The organism is Cupriavidus malaysiensis, assembly GCF_001854325.1.
GTDB classification, from domain to species: domain Bacteria; phylum Pseudomonadota; class Gammaproteobacteria; order Burkholderiales; family Burkholderiaceae; genus Cupriavidus; species Cupriavidus malaysiensis.
On the sequence record NZ_CP017754.1, the window covers coordinates 2,688,213 to 2,704,589 of the forward strand.

At 71.0% G+C, this 16,377-nt stretch carries 15 protein-coding genes; 9 read left to right on the plus strand and 6 right to left on the minus strand.

The features are described 5' to 3' along the window. Positions 1-103: 103 nt before the first annotated feature. From BKK80_RS11825 to BKK80_RS11840, 4 genes are all read left to right on the plus strand, one after another. Positions 104-991, plus strand: coding sequence for an ABC transporter permease (locus tag BKK80_RS11825; protein WP_071012959.1), 888 nt, complete (start codon positions 104-106; stop codon positions 989-991). Positions 992-994: 3 nt separating this feature from the next. Continuing rightward, a complete protein-coding gene (locus BKK80_RS11830; protein WP_071069525.1) occupies positions 995-2,110 on the plus strand; it encodes an ABC transporter ATP-binding protein in 1,116 nt (371 codons plus the stop codon). A 9-nt stretch (positions 2,111-2,119) separates the two neighbouring features. Further along, positions 2,120-3,154, plus strand: a complete 1,035-nt coding sequence (locus BKK80_RS11835) for an ABC transporter ATP-binding protein (RefSeq protein WP_071012963.1) — start codon at positions 2,120-2,122, stop codon at positions 3,152-3,154. A gap of 85 nt (positions 3,155-3,239) precedes the next feature. Further along, entirely contained in the window at positions 3,240-4,433 is a 1,194-nt protein-coding gene (locus tag BKK80_RS11840) for an amidase (RefSeq protein ID WP_071038372.1), read from the plus strand. 45 nt (positions 4,434-4,478) lie between these two features. On the opposite strand, the gene BKK80_RS37835 is transcribed toward BKK80_RS11840, so the two are convergent. Next, the gene (locus BKK80_RS37835; protein ID WP_083384073.1) at positions 4,479-4,898 is read right to left on the minus strand and encodes a rubredoxin; all 420 of its coding nucleotides are present in this window, start codon (positions 4,896-4,898) and stop codon (positions 4,479-4,481) included. Between the two features lie 107 nt (positions 4,899-5,005). Beyond that, positions 5,006-5,305 carry a hypothetical protein gene (locus tag BKK80_RS11850; RefSeq protein WP_071012964.1) on the minus strand — a complete coding sequence of 100 codons (300 nt, stop codon included), beginning with the start codon at positions 5,303-5,305 and terminating at the stop codon, positions 5,006-5,008. Positions 5,306-5,449: 144 nt separating this feature from the next. Between BKK80_RS11850 and BKK80_RS11855 the strand changes: the two genes are divergently transcribed. From BKK80_RS11855 to BKK80_RS11865, 3 genes are all read left to right on the plus strand, one after another. Then, on the plus strand, positions 5,450-6,334 hold the full coding sequence (locus tag BKK80_RS11855) for a LysR family transcriptional regulator (RefSeq protein WP_071069527.1): 885 nt from the start codon (positions 5,450-5,452) through the stop codon (positions 6,332-6,334). Positions 6,335-6,603: 269 nt separating this feature from the next. Continuing rightward, positions 6,604-6,969 carry a GIY-YIG nuclease family protein gene (locus BKK80_RS11860; protein WP_071069529.1) on the plus strand — a complete coding sequence of 122 codons (366 nt, stop codon included), beginning with the start codon at positions 6,604-6,606 and terminating at the stop codon, positions 6,967-6,969. Then, a complete protein-coding gene (locus BKK80_RS11865) occupies positions 6,966-7,421 on the plus strand; it encodes a MarR family transcriptional regulator (RefSeq protein WP_156811244.1) in 456 nt (151 codons plus the stop codon). Before BKK80_RS11860 ends, BKK80_RS11865 begins: the two co-directional genes overlap by 4 nt. A gap of 19 nt (positions 7,422-7,440) precedes the next feature. Here the strand turns inward: BKK80_RS11865 and BKK80_RS11870 are convergent, their stop codons facing one another. After that, positions 7,441-8,739: an adenylosuccinate synthase gene (locus BKK80_RS11870; RefSeq protein ID WP_071069531.1), complete on the minus strand. Its 1,299-nt coding sequence runs from the start codon at positions 8,737-8,739 to the stop codon at positions 7,441-7,443. Positions 8,740-8,897: 158 nt separating this feature from the next. Between BKK80_RS11870 and gcvA the strand changes: the two genes are divergently transcribed. Then, the gene (gcvA, locus tag BKK80_RS11875) at positions 8,898-9,809 is read left to right on the plus strand and encodes a transcriptional regulator GcvA (RefSeq protein ID WP_071012971.1); all 912 of its coding nucleotides are present in this window, start codon (positions 8,898-8,900) and stop codon (positions 9,807-9,809) included. Between the two features lie 33 nt (positions 9,810-9,842). Here gcvA and BKK80_RS11880 read toward each other — a convergent pair whose 3' ends face one another. Then, the gene (locus BKK80_RS11880; RefSeq protein ID WP_084084360.1) at positions 9,843-10,529 is read right to left on the minus strand and encodes a TetR/AcrR family transcriptional regulator; all 687 of its coding nucleotides are present in this window, start codon (positions 10,527-10,529) and stop codon (positions 9,843-9,845) included. A 157-nt stretch (positions 10,530-10,686) separates the two neighbouring features. Between BKK80_RS11880 and BKK80_RS11885 the strand changes: the two genes are divergently transcribed. Then, positions 10,687-11,622 (plus strand): TauD/TfdA dioxygenase family protein, encoded by a 936-nt coding sequence (locus tag BKK80_RS11885; protein ID WP_083384076.1) that lies wholly within the window; start codon positions 10,687-10,689, stop codon positions 11,620-11,622. 80 nt (positions 11,623-11,702) lie between these two features. On the opposite strand, the gene BKK80_RS11890 is transcribed toward BKK80_RS11885, so the two are convergent. Together BKK80_RS11890 and BKK80_RS11895 are read right to left on the minus strand one after the other, a co-directional pair. Next, complete coding sequence (locus BKK80_RS11890) at positions 11,703-14,891, minus strand: efflux RND transporter permease subunit (RefSeq protein ID WP_071069533.1); 3,189 nt, start codon at positions 14,889-14,891, stop codon at positions 11,703-11,705. 10 nt (positions 14,892-14,901) lie between these two features. Further along, positions 14,902-16,179: an efflux RND transporter periplasmic adaptor subunit gene (locus tag BKK80_RS11895; protein WP_071069535.1), complete on the minus strand. Its 1,278-nt coding sequence runs from the start codon at positions 16,177-16,179 to the stop codon at positions 14,902-14,904. Positions 16,180-16,377: the final 198 nt, after the last annotated feature.

The following is a 16,377-nucleotide window of genomic DNA, read 5'->3' on the forward strand; positions in this document are numbered from 1 at the left end:
CGACAGGACCGACAGGGCCGACAGGACCAAGGACAAAAGCGACCGAGGAAACCGAACCGGCCCGGCGCGCGCCGACGCAACGCGCCCGAGCCAAGGACATGCCATGGAAATCACGCTGAACAAGGCCGCGCCGCCGGCCGCCATCGAACACTCGCCGGGCTACTGGGCCGGCGTGAGCCGCCGCCTGCTGCGCAACAAGCTGGCCATGGCGGCCGCGCTGGTGCTGCTGGCCCTGGTGCTGCTGGCCCTCTTCGCCCCGGCCCTGATGCCGGCCGATCCCTATGCTTCTTCCATCCTCAAGCGGCTCAAGCCGATCGGCACCGAGCATTTCCCGCTCGGCACCGACGAGCTCGGCCGCGACATGCTGTCGCGCCTGATGCTGGGCGCCCGCCTGTCGCTCTTCATGGGCATCACGCCGGTGCTGCTGGCCTTCGTCATCGGCAGCACGCTGGGCATCCTGGCCGGCTATGCGGGCGGCTGGGCCAATACCGCCATCATGCGCGTGGTCGACATCCTCTACGCCTTCCCCTCGGTGCTGCTGGCCATCGCGCTGTCGGGCACGCTGGGCGCCGGCATCGGCAATGCGCTGCTGTCGCTGACCATCGTCTTCGTGCCACAGATCGTGCGCGTGGCGGAGAGCGTCACCACCCAGGTGCGCAACCGCGAGTTCGTCGACGCCGCGCGCGCCTCCGGTGCGCCTGCCCTGACCATCGTGCGCGCCCACGTGCTCAACAATGTGCTGGGGCCGATCTTCGTCTATGCCACCGGGCTGATCTCGGTCTCGATGATCCTCGCCTCCGGCCTGTCCTTCCTCGGCCTGGGCGTGAAGCCGCCGGAGCCGGAGTGGGGCCTGATGCTGAACACGCTGCGCACCGCCATCTACACCCAGCCCTGGGTGGCGGCGCTGCCCGGCGCGATGATCTTCCTGACCTCGATCTCCTTCAACCTGCTCGCCGACGGCATCCGCTCGGCGATGGAAATCAAGGACTGAGCCATGCTGACCCCGTTCCATCCTCTCGAGCCCGCCGCCGCGCGCGACCTGGGCGGCCCGGCCCAGCCGCTGGTGATCGCGCACGCCCTGGTCAAGCACTTCCCGCTCAAGTCCTCGCTGCCCGGACGCCGCGCCGGCGTTGTACGCGCCGTCGACGGCGTCAGCTTCGACGTGCTCAAGGGCGAGACCCTCGGCGTGGTCGGCGAGTCCGGCTGCGGCAAGTCGACCACCGCGCGCCTGCTGATGCAGCTCGCCACCCAGGACAGCGGCGAGCTGATCTTCGACGCCCAGGGCGTGGGCTCGGCCCGGCTGCCGCTCAAGCAATACCGCAGCCAGGTGCAGATGGTGTTCCAGGACAGCTACGCCTCGCTCAACCCGCGCCTGACGCTGGAGGAATCGATCGCCTTCACCCCGCGCGTGCATGGCGTGGCGGCGGCCGAGGCGCGCGAGCGCGCGCGCTACCTGCTGCAGCGCGTGGGACTGGAGCCGGCCCGCTTCGCCGGGCGCTACCCGCATGAGTTGTCCGGAGGACAGCGCCAGCGCGTCAATATCGCGCGCGCGCTGGCGCCGCGCCCGCGCCTGGTGATCCTCGACGAGGCAGTCTCGGCGCTGGACAAGTCGGTCGAGGCCCAGGTGCTGAACCTGCTGCTCGAACTGAAGGCCGAGTTCGACCTGACCTACGTCTTCATCAGCCACGACCTGAACGTGGTGCGCTACCTGTGCGACCGCGTCATGGTGATGTACCTGGGCAAGGTGGCGGAAGTGGGCCCCACCGAAGCCCTCTTCACCCGGCCGGCCCACCCCTACACGCGCGCGCTGCTGGCCTCGATGCCGTCGCTGGACCCGGACCGGCGCACGCTGCAGCCGCCGCTGGCGGGCGACCCGCCCAACCCCATCGACCCGCCTTCCGGTTGCAGCTTCCATCCCCGCTGCGCGATGGCCGAGCCTGCCTGCGCGCAACGCACGCCGGTGCTGAGCGAGGCGCTGGCCGGCCACCCGGTCGCCTGCCTGATGGCCATGCCCGACGGCGGCCACTCGCGTCCGCTGCAACCGCTGCAACCGCTGCAACCGCTGCAGCCACCGCAAGCCCCCGCCACGCTGGCCGCTGCCACGCATTGAGGAGTCTCCATGAGCGAACGATCCCCCCTCCCTGCCGCGGGCGCCCCGGCCATCCGCGTGCGCGACCTGCGCGTGGCCTTTGCCGCCGGCGGCAAGACCATCGAGGCCGTCAACGGTGTCTCGCTGGAGGTCGCGCCGGGCGAGGCGCTGGCGCTGATCGGCGAATCCGGCTCGGGCAAGAGCGTGACCCTGCGCGCGCTGATGCGCCTGCACCCGCCGCGCCGCACCCGCCTGCAAGGCGAGATCCGCGTCGGCGGCGACGACGTGCTGGCCATGGACAAGCGCGCGCTGGCACGGCTGCGCGGCGGCACGGTGGCGATGGTGTTCCAGGAACCGCTGCTGGCGCTCGATCCGGTCTATACCATCGGCCAGCAGATCGAGGAGTGCATCCGCGCCCACGGCAAGGTCAGCGCGGCCGAGGCACGCCGGCGCGCGCTGGCCGCCCTGGAGGCGGTGCGCATACCCAGCCCCGAGCGGCGCCTGGCCGCCTATCCGCATGAACTGTCCGGCGGCATGCGCCAGCGCGCGATGATCGCGCTGGCGCTGAGCGCGCAACCGCGCATCCTGCTGGCCGACGAGCCGACCACCGCGCTGGATGCCACCGTGCAGATCCAGGTGCTGATCCTGCTGCGCGAACTGCAGCGCGAGCTGGGCCTGTCCATCGTCTTCGTCACGCACGACATCGGCGCCGCGGTGGAGATCGCCGACCGCGTGGCGGTGATGTACGGCGGACGCATCGTCGAGGAAGGCCCGATCCGCACGCTGCTGCACACGCCGCGCCACCCCTACACGGCCGCGCTGCTGCGCAGCCGCCAGCACGGCCTGGAACGCGGCAAGCCGCTCGAAGCCATTCCCGGCTCGCCGCCCGACCTGTCGGCGCTGCCGCCCGGCTGCAGCTTCGCGCCGCGCTGCGCGCAGGCGCGCCCGGACTGCCTGCGGCAGGTTCCACCCACCGTGGACCTGGGCGGCGGCCATCGCGTGAGCTGCGTGCTGGTGGGCGGCGCCGCGGCTGCGCAAGCGCCGGCCGCCGCCGCTGCCGCGTGATCCGGCGGCCGTGCCGCGCCATCCGACCCCGGCGGGCCTGCCCGCCGTCCCGCAACCCCTCGCCCGATCTGACCGACTGACTCCGATGACCCTGGCCACCCACCCCTCGCGCGCCTTCCTGCCCTACCCGCCCGCCGCCGTGCCGCACGCCTCCAGCGGCCCGCTGCGCGGCCTGCGCTTCGCCGTCAAGGATCTGTTCGACGTCGCCGGCTTCCCCACCGGCGGCGGCAATCCCCATGTGCTGGCCCTGTCCGGCATCAAGCAGGCCACCGCGCCCACCGTGCAGGCCCTGCTCGACGCGGGCGCGGCCTTCGTCGGCAAGACCCATACCGACGAGCTCGCCTTCTCGATGAACGGGCAGAACGCCCACTACGGTGCGCCGGTCAACGGGGCCGCCCCGGATCGCATCACGGGCGGCTCGTCCTCCGGTTCGGCCTCGGCGGTATCGCACGGACTGTGCGATTTCGCGCTCGGCACCGATACCGGCGGCTCGGTGCGCGCGCCCGCCAGCCACTGCGGCCTCCTCGGCATCCGCCCCACCCATGGCCGCATCTCGCTGGCGCGCTGCCTGCCGCTGAGCGAAAGCCTGGATACCTGCGGTTTCTTCGCGCGCGACATGGCCACGTTCGCGCGCGTGGCCGAGGTGCTGCTGGGCGACGATACGGCGCCGCTGGCCGGCGCGCCGCGCCTGCTGCTGGCGCAGGATCTGCTGGAGCTGGCCGAACCGGCCGCCCAGGCCGTCCTGCGCCCGCTGCTGGCCCGCCTCGACAGCGAGGTGGCACCGGTCACCGCCGTCAGCGTGGCCGACCGGCCGCTGTCCGAGCTGTACTGGGCCTTCCGCTACGTGCAGGGCTGGGAGGCCTGGCAAGCCGACGGCGCGCTGATCGAACAGTACGGGCTGAAGCTGGGGCCCGACGTGGCGGGGCGCTTCCGCTTCTCGAAAGCGGTGACGGCGGCGCAGTTCGAGGCGTCCAGCGCCGCGCGCCGGGCCTTCACCACCCACCTCGGCCGCCTGCTGGGCAACGACGGCATCCTGCTGATGCCGGCCATGCCCGACATCGCCCCGCTGGCCGATACGCCGATCGAAGCGCTGGAGGACTACCGCACGCAGGCCGCCCACCTGCTGTGCCTGGCGCCGCTGACGGGCTTTCCCCAGCTCAGCCTGCCGTTGTCGGGCCGCGACGGCGCGCCGATGGGCCTGTCGCTGATGGGACCGGCAGGCAGCGACCGCAGCCTGATCGCCGCCGCCGCGCGCCTGATGACTGCGCTGGCCGGCTGACCGGCGCGGCGCACCCGCCGGCACTGACTGCCGGCGGGTGCGCGCTCAGAACGGCACCATGGCGAAGTCTTCCTTGCCGACGTCGCACAGCGGGCAGCGCCAGTCCTCCGGGACATCCGCCCAGCGTGTCCCCGGAGCGATGCCTTCCTCGGGCAGGCCTGCGGCTTCGTCGTACACCCAGCCGCAGATCAGGCAGATCCACTGCTGGAAGCCGTCCGCTGCGCCGGCGGAAACCGGCGCGTCCGTGCCATCCGACGCCTCCGCAGCGGCCGGCATCGTGCCATCCAGGGCGAACACGGCGGGCGGCTCGGTGTCGGGCCTGCCCGGCTGCAGCCTCGCCTGCAGCAAGTCGAGCAGGCGTGCGGCCTCCTCGGCCGACAGATCGATCCAGAAGGGATCGCCGGCGCCGTCGTTGAGACGGCCCGGCGAAAACTGCAGTTCTAGGACGGTACCTTTCCTGTACATGGTTCAAGCCATTCAGTGAGCGGGCCGGTGCGCCACCGGCATCGAAGCCTCCCCCGTGCCGGCGCGCGCCGGCAGGCCGGGAGCGGGCCGCCAGGTCAATTGGCCGATCAGCCGCTGAATCCGCGCACGCAGCTCGCGACCATGGCGAGCGCGGCGATCAGCGGGCAGCCGGCCGTCAGCAGGACCAGCGCCGAGCGGGCCGAGGCGGCCGCCGCCAATCCGGCCAGCGCAAGCAGTGCCCCGACGAAGACAGGGCTCGCGGTCCGCAGCCAGGGCGTGTCGAGCGCCAGCAGCGCCAGGATGGCCGCGACGCCGACGCCGAACAGCACACGGAAGGTGTCGATGCGCGGCGACTGGTTGGAAAGGGCCGGCTGCTGCGCGGCAGGTGCGCTCGATCTCGTGGGCATGGGACGGCTGGGACGGCAGAAAGGACGGGGAAGGTGGAGAAGCGAGACAGATCAGCGAGATCCGAAGGATGGTCATGATACCCATCCACCCGCAGTAGATCGAGAGCCCGCTGGTAGACTGAATGTTTCCTCACAGGAAACGATATGGACACCCTGCTCAGCCTGCGGGTCTTCCGCGAGATCGTCGAGCGCGGCAGCTTTGCCGCCGCTGCCGACAAGCTCGCCATGTCCACCGCCATGGCCAGCAAGCACGTCGCCGCCCTGGAGCGCCGCCTCGGCGCCCGCCTGCTGAACCGCACCAGCCGCCACCAGAGCCTGACCGAAGCCGGCGAGCTCTACTACGCCCAGTGCTGCGAAGCGCTGGAGATCATGGACGCGGCCGATGCCGCCGTCAGCCAGAGCGCCGCCGCGCCGCGCGGCACCTTGAAGGTGACAGCTCCGGTGTGGTGCGCCAGCGCCCGCTTCGTCGACGCGCTGGCCGACTACCGGCGGCGCTACCCCAGCGTGCTGGTGGACCTGCGCCTGGAGAACCAGAAGGTCGACCTGGTCCACGAGGGCTATGACGTGGCGCTGCGCGCCACCGACGCCCCCTCGCCCGCGCTGATCGCCCGGCCGATCTGTCCCATCGACTTCCACCTCGTCGCCAGCCGCGCCTTCCTCGACCGGCATGGCTGGCCGGCCAAGGCCGCCGACATCGCGCGCTACGATGCCGTGCTGCCGACCTACACCAGCCGCGAGAACGCGACCCTGCGCGGCCCCCAGGGCCAGGTGGCGGTGCGCCTGCGGCCCAGCCTGAAGACCGACGACACCAGCCTGGCCCACCGCGCGGTGCAGGCCGGCATGGGGATCGCCTTCCTGCCGGCCTGGCTGGTGGAGGCGGACCTGGCCGCGGGAAGCCTGGTGCGCGTGCTGCCCGACCACGAACTGGCGCCGATCACCCTGTATGCCGTGTACACCAGCCGCAAGTACCTGGCGCCGAAGGTCCGCTCCTTCATCGACCACTTTTCGCACGCCCTGGCGGCGGCCTGAGAGGCCTGAACGCGCCCGCGCCGGCCCTGCCAGACCTTGCGAGGGCATTGCGCGGGCGAACGGCGCCTCACCGCCAGGATGCCGGTGGCCACACGCAACCCCAAATTTACCCGGGTGTTATTGACCATTTATTATTACCCGGGTAATAATTGGCGCTCCCAACCTGGAGCACCTGCTATGACACCCGCCCTGACGCGCCTGCGTCCACCCCCACCCGCCAGCCCCGGCCCTGCCGCGCAGCCGGCCCCCGGCACCAGCCAGGAGAGGCCATGAACCAGCACCGGCGCGAACTCAAGCGGCAGTACCTGGAGACCCCGACCCGCGCCGGCGTCTACGCCATCCGCAACCTGGTGAACGGCCGCCTGCTGGTCGCCGGCAGCAACGACGCGCAGGCCGCGCTCAACCGGCATCGCTTCGAACTCAAGCTCGGCGCCCATGCAGATGCGCTGCTGCGCCAGGACTGGGCGGAGCACGGCGAACCCGGCTTCGTCTTCGAGGTGGTGGACCGGGTCAAGCCGCGCGACGACCCTGCCTTCGATGCGGCGCAGGAACTGGCGGCCCTGGTCGAACTGTGGCGCCAGGGACTGTCGTGCACGCAGGCGCCGGGCTACGGCGCGCCGGGAGCGCAGCCATGAACGCAGCCATGGACACGGCCATGCATGCCGCCGCACTGGCGCTGGGCCTCGCCATCCAGCGCGCCCATGCCGGCCTGCGCCTCAAGCTCGACGATGAACTGGGACGGCGACACGGCATCGGCTTGACCGACTTCGCCTTGCTGGACCACCTGGACAGCTCCGGCGGCCAGTCCGCCCTGGCGGAACTGATGACGCCGCTAGGCTTGCAGCGCTCGGCGGTGCTGAAGCGCGTGTTGACGCTGGAGAAGATCGGCCTCGTCGCAAGGTGCGGCCTGGGCACCAGCCGCAGCGTCGCGCTGCGGCCGGCGGCGCGGGCCGTGGTGAGCATGGCGCGCGAGACGGTGGCATCCATCTGCGCGGGCGCGGCGGCCACGCTTGGCCCGTCCGACATGGACGCGCTGCCCGCCGCCTTGCGCACCTTCGCCGCGGCACCCGGGCTCCGGCTCGCCTAGGCGCGCCGGAGCGCGGACCTCAGCCCGCGAACGGATGGCCGAACGGATCGCGGATCACGATCGTGTCGTCGCGTTCCGGTCCGGTGGTGACGATGTCCACGGGCACGCCGACGATCTCCTCGATCCCCCGCACCAGCGCCAGCGCCTGTGCCGGCAGGCGGTCGAGCGAGCGCACGCCCTGGGTCGGCTGCTCCCAGCCGGCGAAGCGGCGGTAGACGGGCACGGCGCGCCGCTGCGCGGCCAGGCTGGCCGGCGCATGATCCAGCCGCTGCCCGTCGAGTTCGTAGCCCACGCACACATCGATCGCTTCGAAGCCATCCAGCACGTCGATCTTGGTCAGCGCCAGGGCATCGATGCCCGCCACCTTGACCCCCTGCCGCAGCAGCGCCGCGTCCAGCCAGCCGCAGCGGCGCGGGCGCCCGGTGTTGACGCCGAACTCGCGCCCGCGCTCGCGCAGCAGTTCGCCCAGTCCGCCGGCCTGCTCGGTGGGGAACGGTCCCTCGCCGACCCGCGTGGCGTAGACCTTGCTGACCCCCAGCACCCGTCCGATCCGCGCCGGCGACACCCCGGTGCCGGTGGCGGCGCCCGCGGCAATGGTGGTCGACGAGGTGACGAAGGGATAGCTGCCCCAATCCACATCGAGCATCACGGCCTGCGACCCTTCGAACACGGTGCGCCGGCCGTCGGCATGGGCGCGGTCCAGCAGGTGCCAGACCGGGCCGGCGAAGGGCAGGATACGCGGCGCCAGGGCCAGCAGCCCTTGCAGCATCGGCTCCAGCGCGAAGGGCTCCAGGCCCAGGCCGCGGAACCACGCATTGTGATGGCGCAGCAACTGCTCCAGCTTGTCCGCCAGCAGTTCGGGCTCGCCCAGGTCGCAGACGCGCAGCCCGCGCCGCCCGACCTTGTCCTCGTAGGCCGGACCGATGCCGCGCAGCGTGGTGCCGATCGGCTTGGCGCGCAGCCCCTCCTGGGCGGCATCGATGGCGCGATGGATCGGCAGCACCAGCGTGGCGGTCTCGGCCACGCGCAGCGTCTGCGGCGTGACCTCCACGCCCAGCGCCTGCATGCGTCCGATCTCGGCCAGCAGCGCCTCGGGATCCACTGCCACGCCGTTGCCGATCAGCCCCAGCTTGCCGCGCACCACGCCGCTGGGCAGCAGGGCGAGCTTGTAGGTCTTGCCGTCCACCACCAGGGTGTGGCCGGCGTTATGCCCGCCGTTGTAGCGCGCCACGATATCGGCCCGCTCCGCCAGCCAGTCGACGATCCGGCCTTTTCCCTCATCGCCCCATTGAGCACCCACGACTACCACGTTCGACATGGCGGCACCTCCACTTGCTTGGTCAGGTTTTCAGACATAGTTGAGAAGGCCGGCCTTGCCTTCGGACGAACTATATCGGTGCTGGCTTGTTCGTCAAAACGATATAAACTGGGGCTCTTTGTCAGGAAAAATCACAAGCAAGGAAGCGCATCGACGCCATGGCCCGCCGCCTGCCGCCCCTCAATTCCCTGAAAGTGTTCGAAGCCGCCGCACGGCACGAGAGCTTCAGCGCCGCCGCCGCGGAGCTGTGCGTCACGCACGGCGCGGTGAGCCGGCACGTGGCCCAGCTCGAGGACTGGATCGGCCATGCACTGTTCCTGCGGCACGGCCGCCGGGTTGCGCTGACGGCACCGGGACGCGCCTACCTGGCCGAAATCACGGCCGCCTTCGACCGCATCGCGCTGGCCACCAGCGAGCAGGTCCAGGCGGCGCGCCGGCAGGTCATCCGCGTCAACGCGCCGACCACCTTCGCGCTGCGCTGGCTGTTGCCGCGGCTGTCGGAGTTCCAGCTCGCCCATCCCGCCGTCGAAGTGCGGCTGACCACCTCGAACGCCCCCGTCGGCAAGATCCGCGATGAAGTCGACATCGCCATCCGCGGCGGCGACCAGCAGGCCGACGGCTATGTCGCGCGCGAGTTCCTCGCCGAAGGGCGCCTGCCGGTCTGCTCGCCGCGCTTGCTGGAAACCCTGCCGCTGCGCCGCCCTGCCGATCTCGCCGGACACACCCTGCTGCACTCGGCGACCTATCCCGGCATGTGGTCGGAATGGCTCGAGGCCAGCGGCAACGGCGGCCTGGTGCCGCGCCAGTCGCTGCAGCTGGAGCACTTCTACCTGACGCTGCAGGCCGCCCTCGACGGGCTCGGCGTGGCCATGGGCCCGACCGCGCTGGTGGCGCTGGACGTCAAGGAAGGCCGCCTGGTCTTTCCCTTCCGCGGCCCCGTGCTGCCGCCCTGGCGCTACTACGCCTACGTGTCCGCCCGCCGTGCCGGCGACGAAGCCATCGGCAGCTTCCTGGCCTGGCTGGAAGCGGCGGGCGCCGAGGCCGCGGCCGCCACGGGGGCGCTGGCTTAGCCGGGGGCCGGCCAAAGGCAGCGCCAGGTGGAGCTAGGCGGCGCGCAGGTAGGCACAGACCGCCCGCGCCAGCTCCGTCTCCATCGCCGCATCCTCCAGCCCGAGCGGACCGGGGTTGTTGATCACCGCATTGTTCAGCGCGCCGAACAGGAGCTGGAAGGCGAAGCGGATGCGCAGCCCGCCCGGCTCGTCCCGCACCGGCGCCGGCAGGCCGCGCAGGCGCATCACGCGGGGGACCAAGGCGTCGACGTAGTCGCGGCCGAGCTGGCGGATCGCATCCCAGCTCTGCGGATCGCGCCCGCGCTGCATCTGCGAGGCTCGCACCACGCCCTCATGGCGGCAGTACCAGCTGCGCATCGAGCGGACGATCAGCGCGATGCCCTCCTCCAGGTCCCACTCACCGGCATCGAGCTCCCCCGCCACCGGGCCGCGCTCCGCTGCCGAGGCCTCGATGGTCAGCGCCTGCAGCGCCTTGAAGAAGGCGTCCTTGCTGTCGAAGCGGCGATAGAAGGCGCCCGTGGTGACGTGCGCCCCGGCGCACAACTCCTCCACCGTCATGCCGTCCAGAGTGCGCGTGCGCAGCAATTGCCGGCCCGATTCGAGCAGGGCATCGGCGGTGCGCTTGCCGCGCGAATAACGCGGCGGGGTGAAGCCGGCCTGGCCATCCAGCGGGGCGAAGCCGTCCGCCGCAGCCGGCGCTTTCGTCATCGCTTTCGTCATGGTTTTCCCTTCCCGATCCGGTCTTGACCGAACAAATGGTATTTCATACTATCAATTCAAAAGATAACACCGATTACCAATTCATCCCGCGAGTCCTGCCGTCCCGCACGGCGGCACGGCCTGGCGGCAAAACCCTACCTATGGAGACCCTGGGACCATGAGCAACGCTGCCACCCTGGAGCAACCGACCTCGACGCCGACCCCGGCCGCGGCCCCCGCCGTCGTGCGCGCCGGCACCCTCAAGGCATCGTTCACCGTCACGCCGATCACACCGGTGATCGGCGCCGAGATCGGCAACATCGACCTGAGCGTGACACCGGACGAGGCCACCAGCGCAGCGCTGCGCGAGGCGCTGGTACGCCACAAGGTGCTGGTCTTCCGCGACCAGGACATCAGCCCCGCGGCACACGTGGCGGTGGCGCGTCGCTTCGGCGAACTGGAGATCCACCCGGTCTTCCCCCGGCATCCGGAACATCCGGAACTGGTGCTGCTGGGCGGCAGCGAGCAGAACAAGGCGCGCGAGAACATCTATCACAGCGATGTTTCCTGGCGGGAGGTACCGTCGATGGCGTCGATGCTGCGCTGCGTGGAATGCCCCGTGGCCGGCGGCGACACGCTGTGGGTCAACATGGCGCATGCCTATGCGCAATTGCCGCAGGAGATGAAGAGCCGCATCGACGGCCTGTACGCGGCGCACGACATCATGCCGGCCTTCGGCACGCGCATGACGCCGCAGCAGCGCGAGGAGAACCGCCAGCGCTTTCCCGTCGCCGTCCATCCGGTGGTGCGCACCCACCCGGAGAGCGGCGAGAAGATCCTCTACGTCAACGAGGCCTTCACCACCCACCTGGTCAACTTCGGCGAGAAGGCCGAGGTGCGCGTCGGCTTCGATTTCCGCGTGGCCGAGCTGGAACTGCTGCAATACCTGTTCCGCCAGGCCGCCATCCCCGAGTACCAGATGCGGCTGCGCTGGCGCCCCAACACCATTGCCTTCTGGGACAACCGTGCCACCCAGCACTACGCCATCCAGGACTACTTCCCGGCCGTGCGGCGCATGATGCGCGCCACCATCATCGGCGACAAACCCATCTGAAACCCTTCTGAACGGCCGAACGGCCGAACGGCCGGCGCGGCAGCGGCAGGCCGATGCCCGCCTCCGTCTGCACTACCGCTTCAGCCCTGCGCCGGCTCCGGTGCGGCGGCGCCCCCCGCCGGGCGCTGCCCGCGGGCGGTGGCGGACGCGTGCGTGCCCTCGTCTTCCGGGCGCCGCACGCGGAACCAGGCCGCGTACAGCGCCGGCAGGAACAGCAGCGTCAGCACCGTGGCCACGATCAGGCCGCCCATGATGGCCACCGCCATCGGCCCCCAGAACACCGAGCGCGACAGCGGGATCATGGCCAGCACGGCCGCCGCCGCGGTCAGCACGATGGGCCGGCAGCGGCGCACCGCCGATTCGACGATGGCGTTCCAGGCCGGCACGCCGGCGCGCCGGTCCTGCTCGATCTGGTCGACCAGGATCACCGAGTTGCGGATGATCATGCCCAGCAGCGCAGTGATGCCGAGCTGCGCCACGAAGCCCATCGGCGCGCGCAGCAGCAGCAGCGTGCCGGCGGCGCCGATCAGGCCGAGCGGGCCGGTCAGGAAGACCATCAGCGCGCGCGAGAAGCTGTGCATCTGCAACATCAGCAGGGTGAAGATCAGGAACAGGCACAGCGGCATCTGCGCCGCGATCGAGCCCACCGCCTTGCCGCTTTCCTCCTCGGCGCCGGCCACTTCGATGCGGTAGCCGGCCGGCAGCCCGGCGCGCAGCTTGTCCAGCCCGGGCTTGAGCTGGGCGGCCACGGTCGGGCCCTGGATGCCGTCGGCCACGTCGGCCTGCACGGTCACGCCGAAGTCGCGGTTCTCGCGCCACACCACGCCCGGCTCCGAGCGCAGCGTGATGCGGGCCAGCTGCGTGAGCGGCACCACGCGGCCGCTGGTGGTCGGCACCAGCGCATTGTTCAGGTCCGACATGGCATCGCGCTCGTCGCGCGCGGCACGCATGACGATGTCGATCAGCTTGTCGCCATCGCGGTACTGGCCCACCGTCACGCCGCTCAGCACCGTCTGCGTGGCCCGCGCGATGGCACCGGTGGTCACGCCGAGCGCACGCGCCTTGTCCTGGTCCACTTCCAGGCGCAGCATCTTGACGCTCTCGTTCCAGTTGTCGTTGACGCCGACGGTGTTGGGGTTGGCTTCCATCTGCGCGCGCACCTGATCCGCCAGGCGCCGCACCCCGGCCGCCTCCGGCCCGATCACGCGGAACTGCACCGGATAGGCCACCGGCGGGCCGTTCGGCAGCAGCTTGACGCGCCCGCGCAGCTGGGCGAAGTCGGTGGCCAGCAGGCGCTGCAGGCGCGCCCGCAGCGCCGCACGCTCGGCCAGGCTGGTCGGCATCACGATCAGCTGCGCCACATTGCTCTGCGGGAAGATCTGGTCCAGCGGCAGGTAGAAACGCGGCGTGCCGCTGCCGACGAAGGTCGTCACGCTCTCGATCTGCGCATCGCCGCGCAGCGCGCGCTCGAAGCGCTTGGCCTCGGCCTCGGTCTGGGCGAAGCTGGCGCCCTCTGGCAGCCACAGCTCCACCATCAGCTCGGGACGGCTGGAGTCGGGGAAGAACTGGCGCTCGACGAACTGGAAGGCGTACAGGCCCAGCGCGAACAGCGCCAGCGTGACCGCGATGACCGATTTGCGCCAGGTCACGCACCAGTCGACCACGCGCCGGAAACGCTCGTACAGCGGGGTGTCGAAGACTTCATGCTCGCCGCCCGGCGCGCCGCCGCCGGCCGCCGCGGCCGGGCGCGTCTTCAGCAGCAGGTAGCCCAGGTAGGGCGTGAAGTACACCGCCGCCAGCCAGGACAGCACCAGCGCCAGCGCCGTCACCGCGAAGATGGCGAAGGTGTACTCGCCCACCGTCGAGCGGGCCAGCCCCACCGGCAGGAAGCCGGCCGCGGTGATCAGCGTGCCGGTCAGCATCGGCATCGCCGTGGAACTGTAGGCATAGGTGGCCGCGTCCATCTTGGACAGGCCCTGCTCCAGCTTGCGCACCATCATCTCGACCGCGATGATGGCATCGTCCACCAGCAGGCCCAGGGCCACGATCAGCGCGCCCAGCGAGATCTTGTGCAGGCCGATGCCGAACATCGCCATGAAGAGGAAGGTCACCGCCAGCACCAGCGGGATGGTCAGCGCCACCACCAGGCCCGGGCGCGGGTCCAGCCGCAGCGGGCGCCGGTGCAGGCCCAGCGAGAGGAAGCTGACGCCCAGCACCACCACCACGGCCTCGATCAGCACGTGCACGAACTCGCCCACCGAGTGCTGCACCGCCTCGGGCTGGTCCTGCACCTGGTTGATCTCCACGCCCACCGGCAGCTGCGCGCGCAGCGTGTCCATGGTCTGGCGCAGGTCCTTGCCCAGGGCGATGATGTCGCCGCCCTTGGCCATCGAGATGCCCAGGCCGATCACCTCCTTGCCGTTGAAGCGCATCTTGCCCTGCGGCGGATCAACGTAGCCGCGGTAGACGTGCGCGATGTCGCCCAGGCGGATATTGGCCACGCCGTCGGGACCGCGCAGCACCAGCTTCTCCAGGTCGGCCACGTTGCCGAACTGGCCGGACACGCGCACCTGCACGTTGTCGGTGGGCGTGACCAGCACGCCGCTGCCGTTCAGGTTGTTCTGCTGGCCGATCTGGTCGGCGATGGCATTGATGTCCAGGCCGAGCTGGGCCAGCCGCGTCTGGTTGAATTCGATATAGACCTTCTCGTCCTGCAGCCCCAGCAGCGATACCTTGGCCACGGACGGCACACGCAGCAGTTGCTGGCGCACCAGGTCGGCATACTCGCGCAGTTCCTTGTAGTTGAAGCCATCCGAGGACAGCGCGTAGATAGAGCCGTAGACGTCGCCGAACTCGTCGTTGAAGAAGGGGCCGCGCACCCCGGCCGGCAGCGTCGGGGCGATATCCCCCACCTTCTTGCGCACGGTGTACCAGATGCGCGCGGTATCGGCCGCCGGCGAGGTGTCCTTGAGCTGGAAGATGATGGTGGTTTCTCCGGGCTTGGAGAAGCTGCGGATCTTGTCCGCGTAGGGCACCTCCTGCAGCTGGCGCTCGATCTTGTCGGTCACCTGCACGGCGATCTGCTCGGCCGTGGCGCCCGGCCAGTAGGCCTGCACCACCATCACGCGGAAGGTGAAGGGCGGATCCTCGTCCTGGCCCAGGCGGAAGAAGGCCAGCATGCCGGCGATCATCAGCACCACCAGCAGGTAGCGCGTCAGCGGCTGGTGCTCCAGCGCCCAGCGCGACAGGTTGAAGCGTGAATGTTCCATCGCCGGGCCCTCAGCCGCGCGCGCCGGCGGCGGCCGATGCCGGCGCTGCAGCGGGAGATACGGCGGGAGATACGGCAGGCGCCATGCCCTGCAGCGGCTTGACCATCTGCCCCGGCTTGAGCAGGTGCACGCCGGCCGTCACCACGCGCTGGCCGGCCGCCAGCCCGCGGCTCACCACCACGTCGTTACCCTCCGGCGCCCCCAGCACCACCGGCACCGGCCGCACCGTGCCGGTACCGGAGCCGTCGCGGCCGGGCTCGTAGATCCACACCTGGTCGCGCCCGCCGCTCTGGTACAGCGCCGTGAGCGGCACGCGGATCACCGGTGCCGGCCCGTCGCGCTCGAAGGTGACGACGGCGGTCATGCCCAGTTTCAGGTCCGCCGGGGCCGCCGGAATGCTGACGCGTGTGGCATAGGTGCGGGTGACCGGATCGGCCGCGCCGGCGATCTCCCGCACCCGGCCGGCCATGACGCGGCCCGGTTCGGCCCAGGTTTGGACGCTGACCTCGGTGATGCCGCGCAGCGCGTCCACCTGGTCTTCCGGCAGGCCGATCGCCACCTCCTTCTCGGCGGTCTGCGCCACGCGGATCACCGACTGTCCGGGGCTGACCACCTGCCCGACTTCGGCGTCGATGGCGGTGACCACGCCGTCGGCATCGGCATGCAGCACGCCGTAGCCGGTCTGGTTGGCCTGGTTGCGCAGGCTGGCCTGGGCCTGGCGCAGCTTGGACTCGGCGGCGTCCAGGGTGGCGCGGCGGCGGTGCTGCTCGGCCGCGCTGATAAAGCCCTTGGCGAACAGCTCGTCGTAGCGCTTCATGTCGGACGCGGCCAGGTCGCGGTCGGTCTTGGCCGCATCGAACTGCGCGCGCGCGCCGGCCTCCGCCAGGCCGAGGTCGGTCACGTCCAGCCGTGCCAGCGGCTGGCCGCGATGCACGGTGGCGCCGGCGTCGACCAGGCGCGCCGCGATCTTGCCGGCCACGCGGAAGCCCAGGCGCGACTCCACGCGCGGCCGCACCTCGCCGGAAAACGACAGCGCGGTGCTGCCCGCATCCGCGCGCACCTGCAGCAGCCGCACCGGGCGTACCACCTCGGCCGGCGCCGGTTGCTTGCCGCAGCCGGAAGCCAGCAAGGCCAGGCCGGACACGGCCAAGGCGAGCAGCCGGCCGGACACGCGCCGGCGCGGCCTGGCGCCGCCGGCAGGCGGACTTTCCTGCGACGCAACAGAAAAGGAAACGGGGCAAACCTCGACTTCGGCCGCGGCGTCCGGCCCGGGACAAGACACTGGCATGGGTGAGCTTCAGATCCGAGACGGGCCACGAGCGGGCCCGGTTGGCCGCGGCGCCGGCCGCGGTGGGCAGGACCGCCGGGGAGGCCGGTCCGCATAACTAACTTTGCGGTCAGTAATATAGCGAGCCGTGCCGGGTGCGTCAAACGACAGGCAGCGCCGGCAACGGGTGCCGGCAGCCACACCCGCCCCGAGCGCGGG

What these genes read in the sequence shown, in the direction of transcription:
- BKK80_RS11835 (WP_071012963.1), top strand. Translation starts at nt 2,120, where the DNA reads ATGAGCGAACGATCCCCCCTCCCTGCCGCGGGCGCCCCGGCCATCCGC.
- BKK80_RS11885 (WP_083384076.1), top strand. Translation starts at nt 10,687, where the DNA reads ATGAGCAACGCTGCCACCCTGGAGCAACCGACCTCGACGCCGACCCCG.
- gcvA (WP_071012971.1), top strand. Translation starts at nt 8,898, where the DNA reads ATGGCCCGCCGCCTGCCGCCCCTCAATTCCCTGAAAGTGTTCGAAGCC.
- BKK80_RS37835 (WP_083384073.1), bottom strand. Translation starts at nt 4,898, where the DNA reads ATGTACAGGAAAGGTACCGTCCTAGAACTGCAGTTTTCGCCGGGCCGT.
- BKK80_RS11860 (WP_071069529.1), top strand. Translation starts at nt 6,604, where the DNA reads ATGAACCAGCACCGGCGCGAACTCAAGCGGCAGTACCTGGAGACCCCG.
- BKK80_RS11825 (WP_071012959.1), top strand. Translation starts at nt 104, where the DNA reads ATGGAAATCACGCTGAACAAGGCCGCGCCGCCGGCCGCCATCGAACAC.
- BKK80_RS11870 (WP_071069531.1), bottom strand. Translation starts at nt 8,739, where the DNA reads ATGTCGAACGTGGTAGTCGTGGGTGCTCAATGGGGCGATGAGGGAAAA.
- BKK80_RS11890 (WP_071069533.1), bottom strand. Translation starts at nt 14,891, where the DNA reads ATGGAACATTCACGCTTCAACCTGTCGCGCTGGGCGCTGGAGCACCAG.
- BKK80_RS11850 (WP_071012964.1), bottom strand. Translation starts at nt 5,305, where the DNA reads ATGCCCACGAGATCGAGCGCACCTGCCGCGCAGCAGCCGGCCCTTTCC.
- BKK80_RS11840 (WP_071038372.1), top strand. Translation starts at nt 3,240, where the DNA reads ATGACCCTGGCCACCCACCCCTCGCGCGCCTTCCTGCCCTACCCGCCC.
- BKK80_RS11895 (WP_071069535.1), bottom strand. Translation starts at nt 16,179, where the DNA reads ATGCCAGTGTCTTGTCCCGGGCCGGACGCCGCGGCCGAAGTCGAGGTT.
- BKK80_RS11880 (WP_084084360.1), bottom strand. Translation starts at nt 10,529, where the DNA reads ATGACGAAAGCGATGACGAAAGCGCCGGCTGCGGCGGACGGCTTCGCC.
- BKK80_RS11830 (WP_071069525.1), top strand. Translation starts at nt 995, where the DNA reads ATGCTGACCCCGTTCCATCCTCTCGAGCCCGCCGCCGCGCGCGACCTG.
- BKK80_RS11865 (WP_156811244.1), top strand. Translation starts at nt 6,966, where the DNA reads ATGAACGCAGCCATGGACACGGCCATGCATGCCGCCGCACTGGCGCTG.
- BKK80_RS11855 (WP_071069527.1), top strand. Translation starts at nt 5,450, where the DNA reads ATGGACACCCTGCTCAGCCTGCGGGTCTTCCGCGAGATCGTCGAGCGC.